The 15707-nt window shown below is 74.9% G+C and carries 14 protein-coding genes; 5 read left to right on the forward strand and 9 right to left on the reverse strand.

Annotated elements, in window-relative coordinates:
- Positions 1–5: 5 nt before the first annotated feature.
- The 3 genes from ACZ4M5_RS20785 to ACZ4M5_RS20795 are packed head-to-tail and all read right to left on the reverse strand — an operon-like array spanning position 6 to position 3639.
- Positions 6–1715, reverse strand: a complete 1710-nt coding sequence (locus tag ACZ4M5_RS20785; protein WP_467738849.1) for an L-aspartate oxidase — start codon at positions 1713–1715, stop codon at positions 6–8.
- Positions 1712–2713 carry a pantoate--beta-alanine ligase gene (gene panC, locus ACZ4M5_RS20790; RefSeq protein ID WP_467738851.1) on the reverse strand — a complete coding sequence of 334 codons (1002 nt, stop codon included), beginning with the start codon at positions 2711–2713 and terminating at the stop codon, positions 1712–1714. The genes ACZ4M5_RS20785 and panC overlap by 4 nt, the downstream gene beginning before the upstream one ends.
- Positions 2710–3639: a Rossmann-like and DUF2520 domain-containing protein gene (locus ACZ4M5_RS20795; protein WP_467738853.1), complete on the reverse strand. Its 930-nt coding sequence runs from the start codon at positions 3637–3639 to the stop codon at positions 2710–2712. Before ACZ4M5_RS20795 ends, panC begins: the two co-directional genes overlap by 4 nt.
- 199 nt (positions 3640–3838) lie before the next feature.
- Here ACZ4M5_RS20795 and ACZ4M5_RS20800 point away from each other — a divergent pair, with 199 nt between their 5' ends.
- Positions 3839–5047: a threonine aldolase family protein gene (locus tag ACZ4M5_RS20800; RefSeq protein ID WP_467738855.1), complete on the forward strand. Its 1209-nt coding sequence runs from the start codon at positions 3839–3841 to the stop codon at positions 5045–5047.
- 5 nt (positions 5048–5052) lie between these two features.
- Here the strand turns inward: ACZ4M5_RS20800 and ACZ4M5_RS20805 are convergent, their stop codons facing one another.
- Positions 5053–5265 carry a hypothetical protein gene (locus ACZ4M5_RS20805; protein ID WP_467738857.1) on the reverse strand — a complete coding sequence of 71 codons (213 nt, stop codon included), beginning with the start codon at positions 5263–5265 and terminating at the stop codon, positions 5053–5055.
- Between the two features lie 159 nt (positions 5266–5424).
- Between ACZ4M5_RS20805 and ACZ4M5_RS20810 the strand changes: the two genes are divergently transcribed.
- Entirely contained in the window at positions 5425–6534 is a 1110-nt protein-coding gene (locus ACZ4M5_RS20810; RefSeq protein WP_467738859.1) for a DUF5937 family protein, read from the forward strand.
- Between the two features lie 31 nt (positions 6535–6565).
- Here the strand turns inward: ACZ4M5_RS20810 and ACZ4M5_RS20815 are convergent, their stop codons facing one another.
- Together ACZ4M5_RS20815 and ACZ4M5_RS20820 are read right to left on the reverse strand one after the other, a co-directional pair.
- Entirely contained in the window at positions 6566–7237 is a 672-nt protein-coding gene (locus ACZ4M5_RS20815; protein ID WP_369198854.1) for a response regulator transcription factor, read from the reverse strand.
- A gap of 107 nt (positions 7238–7344) precedes the next feature.
- Positions 7345–8535, reverse strand: coding sequence for a sensor histidine kinase (locus ACZ4M5_RS20820; protein WP_467738861.1), 1191 nt, complete (start codon positions 8533–8535; stop codon positions 7345–7347).
- 118 nt (positions 8536–8653) lie between these two features.
- Here ACZ4M5_RS20820 and ACZ4M5_RS20825 point away from each other — a divergent pair, with 118 nt between their 5' ends.
- Positions 8654–9649 (forward strand): SAM-dependent methyltransferase, encoded by a 996-nt coding sequence (locus ACZ4M5_RS20825; protein ID WP_467738863.1) that lies wholly within the window; start codon positions 8654–8656, stop codon positions 9647–9649.
- Positions 9650–9653: 4 nt separating this feature from the next.
- Here ACZ4M5_RS20825 and ACZ4M5_RS20830 read toward each other — a convergent pair whose 3' ends face one another.
- Positions 9654–10805, reverse strand: a complete 1152-nt coding sequence (locus tag ACZ4M5_RS20830) for an NADH-quinone oxidoreductase subunit D (protein WP_467738865.1) — start codon at positions 10803–10805, stop codon at positions 9654–9656.
- Positions 10806–10836: 31 nt separating this feature from the next.
- Between ACZ4M5_RS20830 and ACZ4M5_RS20835 the strand changes: the two genes are divergently transcribed.
- Complete coding sequence (locus tag ACZ4M5_RS20835) at positions 10837–11451, forward strand: PH domain-containing protein (RefSeq protein ID WP_467738867.1); 615 nt, start codon at positions 10837–10839, stop codon at positions 11449–11451.
- Positions 11452–11696: 245 nt separating this feature from the next.
- Positions 11697–12980, forward strand: a complete 1284-nt coding sequence (locus tag ACZ4M5_RS20840; protein WP_467739439.1) for a PH domain-containing protein — start codon at positions 11697–11699, stop codon at positions 12978–12980.
- Between the two features lie 104 nt (positions 12981–13084).
- Here the strand turns inward: ACZ4M5_RS20840 and ACZ4M5_RS20845 are convergent, their stop codons facing one another.
- Both ACZ4M5_RS20845 and ACZ4M5_RS20850 read right to left on the reverse strand, forming a co-directional pair.
- Complete coding sequence (locus tag ACZ4M5_RS20845; protein WP_467738869.1) at positions 13085–14302, reverse strand: hypothetical protein; 1218 nt, start codon at positions 14300–14302, stop codon at positions 13085–13087.
- Positions 14303–14464: 162 nt separating this feature from the next.
- Positions 14465–15586, reverse strand: coding sequence for an alpha/beta hydrolase (locus ACZ4M5_RS20850; RefSeq protein WP_467738871.1), 1122 nt, complete (start codon positions 15584–15586; stop codon positions 14465–14467).
- Positions 15587–15707 lie beyond the last annotated feature (121 nt).

Consider the following 15707-nt stretch of genomic DNA (forward strand, 5'->3'; position numbering starts at 1 on the left):
GTCGGTCACTGCTCCTGGGGGGCCTGGGGCGGGCAAGTCGTAGGGAAGTGTGTGGTGTCCGTGGTGTGCACGGCCAGCGTGCGGTCGGGGTTGAGGCGTACGACGATGTGGCGGCGCCAGGCCGTGTCGTCGCGCTCGGGGCGGTCCTCGCGCCAGTGGCAGCCCCGGGTCTCCTCGCGCTGCCGGGCGGCGGCGACCAGGACGCGGGCCACGCACAGCAGGTTCGTGGCCTCCCAGGTGTCGGTGCCGGGCTCGGCCGTCTTGCCGTGCTCGGTGAGGGCCTCCCGGGCGTCCGCGTGCAGCCGCTCCAGCTGGTCGGCGGCGCGGGTCAGCGAGTCGGCGGAGCGCAGGACGCCCGCGCCGTTCGTCATGATCCGCTGGATCGTGAGGCGGGCCTCGGGGCTCTGCAGGGGGTGCTCGGGGATCTCGGGGTGCGGCAGGGGGCGCGGCACGCGCGCGTGCCGGCCGGTCGCGGCGATGTCGGCGGCGATGCGCTCGGCGTAGACCAGGCCCTCCAGGAGGCTGTTGGAGGCGAGGCGGTTGGCGCCGTGCACGCCGGTGCAGGCGACCTCGCCGCACGCGTACAGGCCGGGCACGGTCGTACGGCCGTGGGAGTCGGTGCGTACGCCGCCGGAGGCGTAGTGGGCGGCCGGGGCGACCGGGACGGGCTCGGTGACCGGGTCGATGCCGTGGGCGCGGCAGGCGGCGAGGATCGTCGGGAAGCGGCGCTCCCACATCTCGGCGCCGAAGTGCCGGGCGTCGAGGTACATGTGCTCGGCGCCGCGCTCCTGCATGCGGCGCGTGATGCCCTTGGCGACGATGTCGCGGGGGGCGAGCTCGGCCAGTTCGTGCTGCCCCAGCATGAAGCGCACGCCGTCGGCGTCGACCAGGTGGGCGCCCTCGCCGCGCACGGCCTCGGACACCAGCGGCTGCTGGCCCTCGGCGTCCGGGCCGAGGAAGAGGACCGTGGGGTGGAACTGGACGAACTCCAGGTCGCTGACCTCGGCGCCCGCGCGCAGGGCCAGGGCCACGCCGTCGCCGGTGGAGACCGACGGGTTGGTGGTGGCGGAGAAGACCTGGCCCATGCCGCCGGTGGCCAGGACCACCGCGGGGGCGTGGACGGCGCCGACCCCGTCGTGCTGGCCCTCCCCCATGACGTGCAGGGTCACACCCGCCGTGCGCCCCTCGGCGTCGGTGAGGAGGTCCAGGACGAGCGCGTTCTCCACGGTGCGCATGCCGCGCTCGCGGACCGCCTCGACCAGGGCGCGGGAGATCTCGGCGCCGGTGGCGTCACCGCCCGCGTGGGCGATGCGGCGGCGGTGGTGCCCGCCCTCGCGGGTCAGTTCCAGTTCGCCCGCGGGGGACGCGTCGAACCGGGCGCCGGTCCCGATGAGGCGGCGCACGGCGTCGGGCCCCTCGGTGACGAGGATGCGGACCGCCTCCTCGTCGCACAGGCCCGCCCCGGCGACCAGGGTGTCCTCCAGGTGCTGCTCGGGGGTGTCGCCCTCGCCGAGCGCCGCGGCGATGCCGCCCTGGGCCCAGCGGGTGGAGCCGTCGTCGAGCCGGGCCTTGGTGACCACCACGGTGCGCAGCCCCGCGGCCTCGCAACGCAGGGCGGCGGTCAGGCCGGCGACCCCGGAACCGACGACGACCACGTCCGCGGTGAGGGACCACCCGGGGGCGGGGGCGTGCAGTCGTATGCCTGTGGTGGTCACGAGGCGGCTCCGAGGGTTCCGAAGGTGAGCGGGATGTTGTCGATCAGCCGGGTGGTGCCGACCCGGGCGGCGACGGCGAGGACCGCCTCACCGGTGAAGTCCTCGCCGATCTCGGTGAAGTCGGACGGGTCGACCAGGGCGAGGTAGTCCAGCTTCAGGGGCGGGTCGAGGCGGGCGGCCTCGTCCAGCACCTGGCGGGCGGCCGCGCGGACGGCCGCGGGTCGGCCCGGGGCGGCCGTGGCGACGGCGTGGGTGTCGGCCGCCGCGCGGGACTCGCCGAGGGCGCTGAGCGCCTCGGCCCGCGCGCGGGTGGCGGGCACCTCCCGGGCCCGGGCACGCAGCGCCTCCTGCGCGGCGTGCCGGTCCCGGCCCGCGAACAGGGCCCGGGACAGGGCCAGGGCCGTGCGCCGCTCGGGGGCCGACAGGTAGCGGTTGCGGCTGGAGAGGGCCAGTCCGTCCTCCTCGCGGACGGTGGGGACGCCGGCGATCTCCACGCCGAAGTTCAGGTCCCGCACCATGCGGCGGATCAGGGCGAGCTGCTGGGCGTCCTTCTGGCCGTACAGGGCGATGTCCGGGCGGGTGAGGTGCAGCAGCTTGGCGACGACGGTGAGCATGCCGTCGAAGTGGCCCGGCCGGGAGGAGCCCTCCAGGCGCTCGCCCATCGGTCCCGCGCTGATGCGGACCTGGGGCTCGCCGCCCGGGTAGACCTCCTCGACGGCCGGGGCGAACACGACGTCCGCGCCGGACCGCCCGGCCAGCGCGAGGTCGGCGTCCAGGGTGCGCGGGTAGCGGTCGAGGTCCTCGCCCGCGCCGAACTGCAGCGGGTTGACGAACACGGTGACGACGACCTCGCCGTCCGGACCGGCCATCTCGCGCGCGGTGCGCACGAGCGTGGCGTGGCCCTCGTGCAGCGCGCCCATGGTCATCACCACGGCGCGGCGGCCCTCACGCACGCGTGCGTGCAGTTCACCGGCGGTGCGCAGCAGGGTGGTGGTCATCGGGCGTCCCCTTCGGTGCCGTCGGTCCGCTGGGCGAGTACCCCCAGGAGGTCCTCGGCGAGTTCCGGCTTCAGCATGCCGTGCGCGAGGGCACGGTCGGCGGTGGCGCGGGCCATCGCCAGGTAGCCGGCGACGGTCTGCGGGGCGTGCCGGCGCAGCTCGGTGACGTGCGCGGCGACCGTGCCCGCGTCCCCGCGCGCGACGGGGCCGGTCAGGGCGGCGTCACCGGAGCGCAGGGCGTTGTCCAGGGCCGCGCCGAGCAGCGGTCCGAGCATCCGGTCGGGGGCGGAGACCCCGGCGGTGCGCAGCAGTTCCATGGACTGGGCGACCAGGGTGACCAGGTGGTTGGCGCCCAGGGCGAGGGCCGCGTGGTAGAGCGGGCGGTTCTCCTCGGCGATCCACTCCGGCTCGCCGCCCATCTCGATGACCAGGGCCTCGGCGGCCAGGCGCAGCTCCTCGGGGGCGGTGACGCCGAAGGAGCAGCCGGCCAGGCGCTGGACGTCCACGGGCGTGCCGGTGAAGGTCATCGCGGGGTGCAGGGCGAGCGGCAGGGCCCCGGCGCGCAGGGCCGGGTCGAGGACGCGCGCCCCGTACCGCCCGGAGGTGTGGACGAGCAGCTGGCCCGGCCGGACGGACCCGGTGTCGGCGAGGCCGGAGACCAGGCCGGGCAGGGCGTCGTCGGGGACCGTCAGCAGCACGAGGTCGGAGCGCTCCAGGACCTCGGCGGGCGGCAGCACCGGCACGTCGGGCAGCAGCTCGGCGGCGCGGCGCCGGGAGCGCTCGGAGACCGCGGAGACGGCGACCGGCCGGTGCCCGGCGAGCTGGAGGGACGCCGCCAGAGCGGGGCCGACGCGCCCGGCGCCGATGACGCCGACGGTGAGCCGCGCGGGGCGGTCCTTGGGGTCTGGCTGTGGGGGTGTGTTCACTCGACGGCGGCCTTCCCGTTCCAGTCCGCTCCGGGTACCGGACGATTTCTCGTCATGTTAACGCTATCGGTCGGCGGGGCGTCCGGCCGTCCACAGGCTGTGCACACCGGCCGGGCCCCGGGCCTCGCCCGCGGACGCGGCGGACGGTCGCGGGAAATGCGGGTGCCCGGCCGCACGCGCGCGAGGGAGGATCCGGAGCATGACTGACACGGCGGAGCACGACGGACGGGCGGCGGAGCAGGAGCACGAGCGGGACCGGGACGCGCAGGGGCCGGGGCTGCGGGAGCGGCGGCTGGCCGCCCACCGCGGCGCACGGCGGGTGTTCGCCCGCTTCGGCTTCCACCGCACGCTCCGCGAGCGCCTGGCGCTGCTGGAGGACGCGGGGCAAATCCACGACCTGGACGAGTCGTCCGACGTCTACGGCGACGGCGTCGTCGAGGCCCTGGAGCGGAAGGTCGCCGGGCTGCTCGGCACGGAGGCCGCCGCGTTCTTCCCGACGGGCACGATGGCGCAGCAGGTGGCCCTGCGCTGCTGGGCGGGGCGCACCGGCGACCGGACGGTCGCCGTGCACGGGCTCAGCCATCCCGAGGTGCACGAGCGCGACGCGCTGCGCGAGGTCGGCGGGCTGCGCCCGGTGCGTGTGACGAGTGAGCCGCGGCTGCCGACCGCCGCCGAGGTGCGCGACTTCGAGGAGCCCTTCGGCGCCCTGATGCTGGAACTGCCGCTGCGGGACGCCGGTTTCGTGCTGCCCTCCTGGGAGGAGCTCACCGAAGTCGTCGAGGCCGCCCGGGAGCGGGACGCGGTGGTGCACTTCGACGGGGCCCGGCTGTGGGAGTCCACCGTGCACTTCGGCCGGCCCCTGGCGGAGATCGCGGGCCTGGCCGACAGCGTCTACGTGTCGTTCTACAAGTCGCTGGAGGCGTTCGGCGGCGCCGCCCTGGCCGGGCCGAGGGCGCTGGTGGAGGAGGCCAAGGTCTGGCGGCACCGCTACGGAGGGCAGGTCTTCCAGCAGTTCCCGACCGTCCTGTCGGTGCTCGCCGGCCTGGAGCGCGAGCTGCCCCGGCTGCCGGAGTACGTCGCCCACGCGCGCGTGGTGGCCGCCGCCCTGCGCGAGGGCTTCGCCGCCGCCGGGCTGCCCTGGGCGCGGGTGCACCCGGAGGTGCCGCACACCCACGACTTCCAGGTGTGGCTGCCCTACGAGGCGGACGTCGCGGGCGAGGCGGCGGTGCGGACGGCCGAGGAGACGGGCGTGGTGCTGTTCGGCGCCGGCTGGACCCGGGGCGGCCCGGGACTGTCGTACACCGAGGTGCACGTGCGGGCCGCCGGTCTGGAGTGGACCGCCGAGGACGTGCGGGCGGCGGTGGCCGCCTTCGCGGCGCGGCTGCCGGAGCGGCCGCAGCCTCGCTGAGCGGCTCAGGCGGGCCGGGCGGGGCGCCTGCGCCACCGTGCCAGGGCGCCCCGGAGGCGGTGGCGGACCGGGCGTCCGGCCAGGACCGCCCGGAACTGCCGTTCGTCGCGCCACTCCCGCACGACCTGCCAGTCGTGCGTGCCCGGTGCGGGCGGGGCCGCGTCGCCCAGGGAGCGGGCGCGGTAGGTGTCGAGGAGGTACTGCTGCGTGATGCTCATGACGGATCGCCTCTGCGGGACGGGGTGATGGAGGTCCGAAGGCTCCGCGGCTGCCCCGGTGCCTCCACCGTGCGCCCCCGCCCGGGGCGCCGTCGCGTCGATTGACGGCGGCCGTCAATCGTCGGGAGCGTTGTCGGTGGCGGGGTGCACCATGAGGTCATGAGCGTGCACATCGACATCGCCGGGCTGCGGCCGGAGAGGGTCGCCGTCGTCCCCTCACCCCTGGCCGAGCTGGGCATGGCGCTGCACGCGCTGTCCGAGCCCGCGCACCACCCCGGCCTGCAGGGCTGGGTGACGGGCGTGAGCGCGCGGCTCGACCCGCATCTGGCGGACCGGATGTGCGAGGCCGACTTCCTGTGGCGGTCGACGTTCTCGGACCTGTTCATGCCGTGGGCGGGTCTGCCGGAGAGCGGGACGCTGCCGGGCGGCACCCTCGCCGAGGAGCTGGACCAGCTCGACAAGCTGTCGGACGAGCAGTTCGTCGACGCGGCGCTGGAGTTCACCTGCGCCGTCGGCTACGGCACGTGCGGGCCCACCCCGCTGTCCGACCCGGGGGTGCGCCGCCGGGCGCTGGAGCTGGCGGCCGCACGCGGACCCCAGCAACTGCGTTTCACCGAGCGGCTGCTGGGCGACCCGCCCGCGATCCGGGCCTGGCTGCGGCAGTTCCTGCGGGACTGCGACGAGGCGTTCTTCGCGGAGGCGTGGGGCCGGCTGCGCCACCAGCTCGCCGCCGACGCCCGGCACAAGACGGACCTGCTGCGGCACAAGGGCCTGCCCGGCATGATGGCCGCGGTCTCCCGGGCGATCACGCTCGACCCGGCGGGCACCCGCCTCACCGTCGACAAGCTGGGCGGGGACGACGTCACGACCACCGGCGAGGGCGGGCTGCTGCTCGTGCCGACCAGCCTGGGCTGGCCGCACCTGATGGTCCTGCACCGCCACGGCTGGCAGCCGGTGCTGCACTACCCGGTCGGCTCCCCCGAGCTGGCCGCCCCGCCCAGCCTCGAGCAGCTGGCGCTGCGCATGACCGCCCTGTCCCACCCCGTGCGCATGCGCATCTGCCGCTTCCTGGCCCGCAGCGCCTACACCACGGGCGAGCTGGCGCAGGTGCTGGGCATGACCGCCCCGGAGATATCCCGGCACCTGGCCCTGCTGAAGAAGGCGGGCCTGCTGACCACGCGCCGCCGCGGGCGTTACGTGCTGCACCAGCTGGACGTCACGGTGGTGGCCCGGCTCGGCAGCGAGTTCCTGGAGGGGATCCTCAGGTAGCGGGCGCTCCGGCCGGCTGCCCGCGGGCGGCTCAGCCGTGCCCGCCCGCCCGGACCAGTCCCGTCTCGTAGGCCAGCACGACGACCTGCACGCGGTCCCTGAGGCCCAGCTTGGTCAGGATGCGGCCGACGTGCGTCTTCACGGTCGCCTCGGAGAGCACCAGGCGGGCCGCGATCTCGCCGTTGGACAGGCCCTGCGCGACCAGCACCATCACCTCACGCTCCCGGTCGGTGAGCCGCTCCAGCTCCTTGTGCCGGGGCTGCTGCGCGGTGCTCGGCAGCATCGGCGCGAAGCGGTCCAGCAGCCGCCGGGTGGTGGAGGGGGCGACGACCGCGTCACCGCTGTGCACGGACCGGATAGCGGTGAGCAGCTCGCCCGGGGGCACGTCCTTGAGCATGAAGCCGGAGGCGCCCGCCTTCAGCCCGGAGAAGGCGTACTCGTCGAGGTCGAAGGTGGTCAGGATGAGGACCTTCGGCGGGTCGGTGTCCGCGCAGATCCGGCGCGTGGTCTCCACACCGTCCAGCTTCGGCATGCGCACGTCCATCAGCACCACGTCGACCTGGGTGGCGCGCAGCGCCTGCAGGGCCTCGACGCCGTCGCCCGCCTCCGCGACGACTTCCATGTCCGGCTGGGCGGCGAGCACCATCCGGAATCCGGTGCGCAGCAGCACCTGGTCGTCGACGAGCATCACGCGGATCGTCATCGGGGCCTCTTCCATGTCGTCAGAACGGTTCATGAGGGGTGGGATGTGGGGCATTCCGGGGCGTTTCCCGGGGCGTGACAGGTGTCAGCGAAGGGCGTGCGGCGGCGTCAGTGCGCGGCTTTGAGCGGGAGCAGGGCACTGATGCGGAATCCTCCGCCGGGGCGCGGGCCCGCGTCCAGGGTGCCGCCGACCATGCCGACCCGCTCGCGCATGCCGATCAGGCCGTGGCCCTGACCGTCGAACCCGCCCTCCTCGTACAGCTCGTGCGGGGCGCCCTTGCCGTCGTCCTCGACGAGCAGGCCGAGACCGTCGTCGAAGTACACCAGGCGCACGCTGGCGCCCGCGTTGGGACCGCCGTGCTTGCGGGTGTTGGTGAGCGCCTCCTGCACGATGCGGTAGGCGGTGAGCTCGACGCCGCTGGGCAGCGGCCGGGGCGTGCCCTCGACCTTGAAGTCGACCGGCAGGCCCGACCCGCGGCACTGCTCGACGAGGTCCTCGATCTGCTGCACGTCCGGCTGCGGCACGTACTCGCCGGCCTCCTGGTGCTCCCCGGTGCGCAGCACTCCGAGCAGGCGGCGCATCTCGGCAAGGGCCTGGCGGCCGGTGGAGGAGATGGTCTCCAGGGCCTTCTTCGCCTGGTCGGGGGCGGCGTCGAGGACGTAGGCGGCGCCGTCGGCCTGGACCACCATCACCGAGACGTTGTGCGCGACGACGTCGTGCAACTCACGCGCGATGCGGGCCCGTTCCGCGGCGACCGCGACCTTGGACTGCGCCTCGCGCTCCTTCTCCAGCCGGGCGGCCCGCTCCTCCAGCTGCGCGAAGTAGGCGCGACGGGTGCGGATGGAGTCGCCGAGCACCCAGGCCAGCGCGAACGGCACCGTCATGAAGACGGCCGCGGCGATGTTGGCCGCGACGCCGTTCTGCTCGTTCGGCCAGCGCAGGTGGGCCACCGGAGCGGCGCACAGTCCGGCGCCCAGCGCGAAGCGCGAGGCCCAGCGCGCGCCCTCCGCCGCCACCGTGTAGACGATCACCAGCATGGCGAAGTCGGCGGGGCTCATCTCCACGTCGGTGATCAGCTGCGCCACCCCGACCGCGGCGGCGAGCAGCAGCATCTTCTCCGGCATGCGGCGGCGCAGGGCGATCACCAGGCAGAGCAGCACCGTGAGCGGAACGGCGGCGGCGGGGGGTCCGAAGACGCCCGTCGCCCCTCCGACCAGGGAGATCCCGAGGAGGACCACGGCCCAGGAGCCGTCGACCCACGTCGGGTGTCTGCGGAGGAAGTCATAGAGGCGCTGCACGTAACCCAGCGTAGGGAAGCGGGATAGGTGCAGGGGTCAACCGGAGGGCCGATCCGGACCGGGCGCGCGTACTCCGCAAGGTGGAGTTGCGTGCGTTGTGTGCGCATAGCCTGGCCCGGTGACGACGGGAACCGGCAACGAGTGGCGCGGGTGGCGCGCGGCAGCGCACGAAGCCCTGTACGCGCCGGGGGGCTTCTACCGGCGGGCTGGTGCGGGCCCGGCCGCGCACTTCCGCACCTCGGTGCACGCCTCGGCGCTGTTCGCCGGGGCCGTGGCGCGGCTGTTGTGCCGGGTCGACGAGGCGCTGGGCCGGCCCGGGGTGCTGGACTTCGTCGACATGGCCGCCGGACGGGGCGAACTGGCCGCCGGCGTCCTGGCCGCGCTGCCCGCCGAGGTGGCGGAGCGCACGCGCGTGTGCGCCGTCGAGGTCGCCGGGCGGCCCTCGGGACTCGATCACCGGATCGAGTGGCTGGCCGAGCCGCCCGGGGAGGTCACCGGGCTGCTCTTCGCCAACGAATGGCTGGACAACGTCCCCGTCGAGGTCGCGGAGGTGGACGGCACGGGCACGGCCCGGCTGGTGCTGGTCCGGCGGGACGGCGCGGAGCGGCTCGGGGACCCGGTCTCCGGGGCCGGGTCCCGCTGGCTGGAGCGCTGGTGGCCGCTGCCCGGCGAGCCAGGGCTGCGCGCCGAGATCGGACTGCCCCGGGACGAGGCGTGGGCGTCGGCGGCCGGGACGCTCCGGCGGGGGCTCGCCGTCGCCGTGGACTACGCGCACACCGCGGACGCCCGGCCGCCGTACGGGACGCTGACCGGCTTCCGGGACGGACGCGAGACCACGCCCGTCCCGGACGGCTCCTGCGACCTCACGGCGCACGTCGCCCTGGACGCCTGCGCGCTGCCCGGCGGACGGCTGCTCCCCCAGCGCGAGGCGCTGCACGCCCTCGGCGTGAGCGGCGCACGCCCTCCGCTCGCGCTCGCCTCGACCGACCCCGCGGGATACGTACGCGCCCTCGCGAGCGCCGGTGAGGCCGCCGAGCTGACCGCGCCGGGCGGACTGGGCGACTTCGGCTGGCTGGTGCAGCCGGTGGGCATCGCCGACCCGTTCACCGGGTGAGCCCCTACTTGTCGATGTCTCCCACGACGAAGAACATCGACCCCAGGATCGCCACCATGTCGGCCACGAGCGTCCCCGGCAGCAGTTCCGTCAGCGCCTGGATGTTGTTGTACGACGCCGAGCGCAGCTTCAGCCGGTACGGGGTCTTCTCGCCCTTGCTGACCAGGTAGTAGCCGTTGATGCCGAGGGGGTTCTCGGTCCAGGCGTAGGTGTGGCCCTCGGGGGCCTTGAGGACCTTCGGCAGCCGCTGGTTGACCGGCCCGGGCGGCAGCTCGGCGAGCCGGTCGAGGCAGGCGTCGGCGAGGTCCAGCGCGTTGTGCGTCTGCTCCAGGAGGCACTCGAAGCGGGCGAGGCAGTCGCCCTCCTGCCGGGTGACCACCTTCAGAGTGTCCTGGAGCTCGCCGTAGGCGAGGTACGGCTCGTCGCGGCGCAGGTCGAAGTCGACGCCCGAGGCGCGGCCGATCGGCCCGCTGACGCCGTAGGCGTGCACGGCCCGCGCGGACAGCACGCCGACGCCGCGGGTGCGGCCGCGGAAGATCTCGTTGCCCAGCACCAGGTCGTCGAAGCGATCCATGCGGGAGCGGACGTCGGCGACGGCGGTACGCGCGCGTGCGGTCCAGCCGGCCGGCAGGTCCTCCTTGAGGCCGCCGACGCGGTTGAACATGTAGTGGATGCGCCCGCCCGAGACCTCCTCCATCACGTGCTGGAGCTCCTCGCGCTCGCGGAACGCGTAGAAGATGGGCGTGATCCCGCCCAGTTCCAGGGGATACGAGCCGAGGAACATCAGGTGGTTGAGCACCCGGTTCAGCTCCGCGAGCAGCGTGCGCAGCCACACGGCCCGCTCGGGGACCTCCATGCCGAGCATCCGCTCCACGGCGAGCACGACGCCCAGCTCGTTGGAGAACGCCGACAGCCAGTCGTGGCGGTTGGCGAGCATGATGATCTGACGGTAGTCACGCGCCTCGAACAGCTTCTCCGCGCCCCGGTGCATGTAGCCGATGACCGGCTCCGCGTGCATGATGCGCTCGCCGTCCAGGACGAGCTTCAGCCGCAGCACGCCGTGCGTGGAGGGGTGCTGCGGTCCGATGTTGAGCACCATGTCGGTGCTCTCCGCGGCGCCGCCGATTCCGACCGTGGTCTCCGTCGTAGGAGTCATGGACACAGTCTCTCGTACGTACGCTGGCCTCATGGAGACGGGGAGTGCGCACGAGGCGGGCGCGACGGGGGCGGAGGACTCCACCGGGGCGGCCGGGCCGGCGAGCCCGGGTGCGACGGCGGGACCGGGCGGGACGGCGAGCCCGAGTGCGACGGCGGGACCGCATGGGACGGCGGTCGCTCCCGAGCCGGAGTGGATCGCCCTGCCGCCCGGACTGCTCAGGATGCGGCGGCTGCTGCTGGTCGTCTGGCTCGGGCTGGTCACGCTGGCCGCGGGGCTGGTGCCGGGGCTGCTGGCCGGGCCCGCGTGGGCCGCCCTCGCGCTGCCGCCGCTGGCCCTCGCCGTGTGGGGCTGGGTGATGATCGAGCGCAACTGGCGTTCCTGGCGCTACGCCGAGCGCGCCGACGACCTGCTGATCAGCCGCGGTGTGCTGTGGCGCGAGGAGACGGTCGTGCCGTACGGGCGCATGCAGCTGGTGGAGGTCACCTCCGGGCCCGTCGAGCGGCACTTCGGGCTGGCCAGCGTGCAGCTGCACACGGCCGCCGCGGCGACCGACGCGACCATCCCCGGCCTGGACCCGGCCGAGGCGGAACGCCTGCGCGACCGGCTCACCGAGCTGGGCGAGGCCCGATCGGCGGGCCTGTGAAGCCGCCGGGGGCCGCCGGGACCGGCACGGACCCGCTCGGGAACGACCCGGCGGACAATGACCCGGCGGACAACACCCCCGCGGCCGACGACCGGGCGGACGACCGACCCCCGGGGACCGCCCCCGCGCCCGACCACCACCCGGCCACCGGCGAACCAGGGCACCTCGGGCGCACGGGCGACGACCCCGCCGCCGGCGGGCCGCCCCGGGGCGGGACCGTCGCCGACGGCTCCGCCGAGCGGCGGCTGCATCCCGTCACCCCTCTGCGCCGCGCCTGGGCGCCGGTCGCCGTGCTCGTCGGCTGGGCCGTGCACGATCCCGACGGCGCGCAGCGCAACCTGTCCCGGCTGACGACCGCCACCCTGCTCATCGGCCTCGCCGTCCTCGTCCCGGCCGCCGCCCTCTACGGGTTCTGCTCCTGGTGGTTCACCCACTTCGCGGTGACCGAGACCGAGTTGCGCATCCGCACCGGCCTCGTCTTCCGCCGCACCGCGCACATCCGGCTGGAGCGGATCCAGGCCGTCGACGTCACGCAGCCCCTGCTCGCCCGGGTCGCGGGTGTCGCCAAGCTGAAACTCGACGTCATAGGCACCGACAAGAAGGACGAACTGGCCTTCCTGGGCGACGACGAGGCCCGCGCGCTGCGCGCCGAACTGCTGGCCCGGGCCGCCGGGTTCGCCCCCGAGACGGCCCACGAGGTCGGTGAGGCGCCGTCCCGGCGGATGCTGCGGGTGCCGCCCGGCGTGCTGGCCGTGTCCCTGCTGCTGACCGGCGCGACCTGGTGGTCCCTGGCCGCCGCGCTCGTGGTCCCGTCGGTGCTGTGGCTGGTCACCCACAGCCTGTGGACGGTCCTCGCGGTCGCCCTGCCGCTGCTGGGCGCGGCCGGCGCGAGCAGCGTGGGGCGGTTCGTCACCGAGTACGACTGGACGGTGGGCGAGTCCCCGGACGGCCTGCGCATCGACCACGGCCTGCTGGACCGGGCCCACGAGACGGTGCCGCCGGGCCGCGTGCAGACCGTGCGGATCGTCGAACCGCTGCTGTGGCGGCGGCGCGCGTGGGTGCGCGTGGAACTGGACGTGGCGGGCTCCTCCAACTCCGTGCTGCTGCCGGTCGCCCCGCGCGAGATCGCCGAGGACGTCATCGCGCGCGTGCTGCCCGGTGTGACCGTGCCGCAGGCGCCGGCCCTGTCACCCGCCCCGCGCCGCGCCCGCTGGTGCGTGCCGGTGTGGTGGCGCGGCTACGGACTCGCCGTCACGGACGCGGTGTTCGCGGCCCGGTCCGGCCTGCTGAAGCGCACCCTCGCGCTGGTCCCGCACGCCAAGGTGCAGAGCGTACGGCTGGCGCAGGGTCCGTGGGAGCGGGCCAGGGGCGTGGCGGACGTGCACGTGGACACGGGCGCCGGCAAGACGGTGACGGCCCGGCTGCGCGACGCGGCCGAGGCGCGCGCGCTCCTGGCCGCGCAGGCCGAACGCTCGCGCACGGGACGCCGCGACGCCCGCCCGGACCGCTGGATGACCGACCCGGCCTGAGCCCGCGCGGGGCCGACGGGCAGCCGCAGCGGCCGGTTCGGCACGAGAAGACGAAAGGCCCCCGGCCGCAGCCGGGGGCCTTCGCGCACGTCGGGGGCGCCGGGTCAGGAGACCGCGCTGCGCAGCCCCTTCAGGTCGATCTGCTCCGTCTCGTCGTGCGCCGTCAGGTCGATGACCTGGCCGATGCCGCGGGACTCCTCGTCGGCGGGCTTGAACCGGGCCTCGGTCTCCGCCTTGTGCAGGGCGAGCGCCTCCTGGCCGACGACGTCGGCCAGGTCCTCGTTCTGGACCGCCTCCAGGGCCGCCGGCGAGGTGCCCTGCTTCGTCCCGAAGAAGTCGAACCCGCCGTCGCCGACCGGGCGGCGCGCCGGCTGCTGCGGCGCCACGGCCACGGCGGTCGGAACGGTGTAGTGCCCGGAGGGCGTCCGCCCGGCCCGCTCGGGCAGCGCGGCGCTGCCGCTTCGCCGTCCGGCGCGCTCGGGCAGGAACGCGTCCTCGCCCCGCGCGGTGCCGGCGGCGGTCGCCTGCTCGTGCCCGTCGGCCGCCTCGGCCTTCTCCTGCGGCCCGTCCTGGGCGGCCGGCTGCTCCCGCTCCTGCTGCTCCAGCGGCCCGCCCTCCGGCGCGTCCTCCGGCGCGTCCGGGCCGCCGTCCGGCGTGGACCGCGCGTCGCGGCCCTTCGGCCCGCCGTCGCCGTCCCCGCCGCCGTCCGGGTCGGGGGCCTGCTCGCCGTCGAACCGGGCGAGCGCGGCCGCGGCCCGCAGGAACAGCCGGGAACCCTCCGGCGAGAACGCCGCGGGCGGCGCGGCCTGCTCCTCGGCGGTGAGTGCGTCGCCCGGTGCCTCGTCCGCTGCGGCGGGGGTCTGCGCCGCGCCCGCGGGCAGCGCGGCCCGTACCGGCGCCGTCGCCTCGATCTCCAGCACCCGGCGCTCCTCCAGGACGCTCGCGCGCTCGCTCTCGGCGGTGGCGTACCGGCGCAGCAGGGCCGCGTGCTCGTTGCGCAGGCCGGCCAGTTCGCTGCGCTTGGCGCGCAGCCGCTGCTCCAGCTTCCCGCGCAGCTCGCGCGATTCCTCGAGATCGGCCTCCAGTTCGGCGACCCGCTCCTCGAAGCGCCACTCGTCGCTCGCACGCGCGCGTACGAGGTCGGCGACGCGCCTGCCCGCCTGGGTGTCCCAGCGGCGCAGCACGACAGCCCCGACGACCGCCGTCACCGCGGCCGCGGCGGCCAGAGCGCGGAGCACCAGCGGCTCCGTGAACACCCAGGGCCCCAGGGCGCAGACGAGGGAGACGCCTGCGATCGCCGACGGGGGCAACAGCCTGTGCAAGGGCGGGGAATGGCGATGACGTCCACGTGGCATGGCCAGAAACTTACCGCGCGTAGGCGAATCGTGGTGAGTCACCCCGCAAAAACAAAGCCATACCGAGAGACTCACGCGTCATCAGAACTCGGAAAGAAGCGGAATCGGCTGTTCACACCTTTACGAAGATCATTTCCGGGGGTCGTCCAGACGCTCTCCCAGCCACTCCAGCGTCGCGGGGATCTCACGCCGCCAGGTGTTGAAGTTGTGGCCGCCGCTTTCCAGGACGATCGAGGAGATCCGGGTCCGTCCGGTGCCCTTCACGCGCTCTATGAAGCGCAGGGTGTCCCGGTAGTTGGACTCGCCGTTCCTACTGGTGGTGACCAGCAGGGAGGTGTCGGGAGCGGGCGCGTGGGCGAGGTACCACCCCAGATCGGCGCGACGGCGCAGCGCCTCGTCGCCCTGGTAGAGATCACCCGTCGTGGCGTCCACCGGCGCCTTGTAGTACGCCGAGAGACCGGCCCCGGCCCCGTATACGTCGGGATGGTGCAGGGCGATCTTCAACGCGCAGTATCCGCCGGTGGAGTTGCCGACGATGCCCAGTCCGCCCGGCTTTCCGGCGACCCGGTAGTGCCCGCGCAGCGCGCCGGGCAGATCGACGGCGAAGAACGACTCCGCCCGCGGCCCGCCGGGCACGTCCACGCATTCGGTGTCCCGGGGCGGCGCCACCGTCGGCCGCAGCATCACCAGGATCATCGGCGGCATCCGGCCCGCCCGGGCCGACTCCAGCGCCGTGCGCGGATAGTGGAGCTTGTCCACCAGCGCCGACGCGGTGCCCGGATAGCCGGTGAGCACCACGGCGGCGGGGAACACACGGGTGCGGTAGCGCGGCTGGAAGTACTCCGGGGGCAGATAGACGTACGCGGGCGAGGCGATGCGGGTCGTCCGGCCCACGATCTCCACCCGCTGGATCCGGCCCGCGGCGGCCGGGCCCCCCGCCGCTCCCGGGACGCGCTGCGCGCCGACCACCCGCAACGGGTCCCGCCCCGGCGTGTGGTCGACGACCACGCCCTGCTCCTTCTCCTGGCCGAACAGATCCGCCCAGCTCGCGTAGAAGCCGAACGCCCGGTTGGCGGCCAGCCCCACCGCCGCGAACAGCACCAGCTGCGTGGCCAGCAGCAGTCCGGCCCGCCCGGTCACCGCGCCCCAGCCGCGCCGGGCCAGCCGCGGCCACAGCACCACCGTCCCGGCGAACAGCAGCACCGCCGCCGCGACCGCGGCCCCCAGCACCTCGTCACTCGTCAGACCCATGAGTCGGTCACCTGCTCGCGCTCTCCGCCCGGCACCGCCCGCGAGCAGACCTTCGCAAGAGGTTGTCCCGGGCTTTCCTCGGCCTTGGGAACGGCTTTGACGTGGGGAGTGAACCTCTCTC

Source organism: Streptomyces sp. NPDC026246, from assembly GCF_055567995.1.

Bases quoted from the DNA above. Each gene is read 5' to 3' on its own strand.
- panC (WP_467738851.1), bottom strand. From the start codon at position 2,713: ATGACCACCACCCTGCTGCGCACCGCCGGTGAACTGCACGCACGCGTG.
- ACZ4M5_RS20800 (WP_467738855.1), top strand. From the start codon at position 3,839: ATGACTGACACGGCGGAGCACGACGGACGGGCGGCGGAGCAGGAGCAC.
- ACZ4M5_RS20805 (WP_467738857.1), bottom strand. From the start codon at position 5,265: ATGAGCATCACGCAGCAGTACCTCCTCGACACCTACCGCGCCCGCTCC.
- ACZ4M5_RS20810 (WP_467738859.1), top strand. From the start codon at position 5,425: ATGAGCGTGCACATCGACATCGCCGGGCTGCGGCCGGAGAGGGTCGCC.
- ACZ4M5_RS20815 (WP_369198854.1), bottom strand. From the start codon at position 7,237: ATGACGATCCGCGTGATGCTCGTCGACGACCAGGTGCTGCTGCGCACC.
- ACZ4M5_RS20830 (WP_467738865.1), bottom strand. From the start codon at position 10,805: ATGACTCCTACGACGGAGACCACGGTCGGAATCGGCGGCGCCGCGGAG.
- ACZ4M5_RS20835 (WP_467738867.1), top strand. From the start codon at position 10,837: ATGGAGACGGGGAGTGCGCACGAGGCGGGCGCGACGGGGGCGGAGGAC.
- ACZ4M5_RS20850 (WP_467738871.1), bottom strand. From the start codon at position 15,586: ATGGGTCTGACGAGTGACGAGGTGCTGGGGGCCGCGGTCGCGGCGGCG.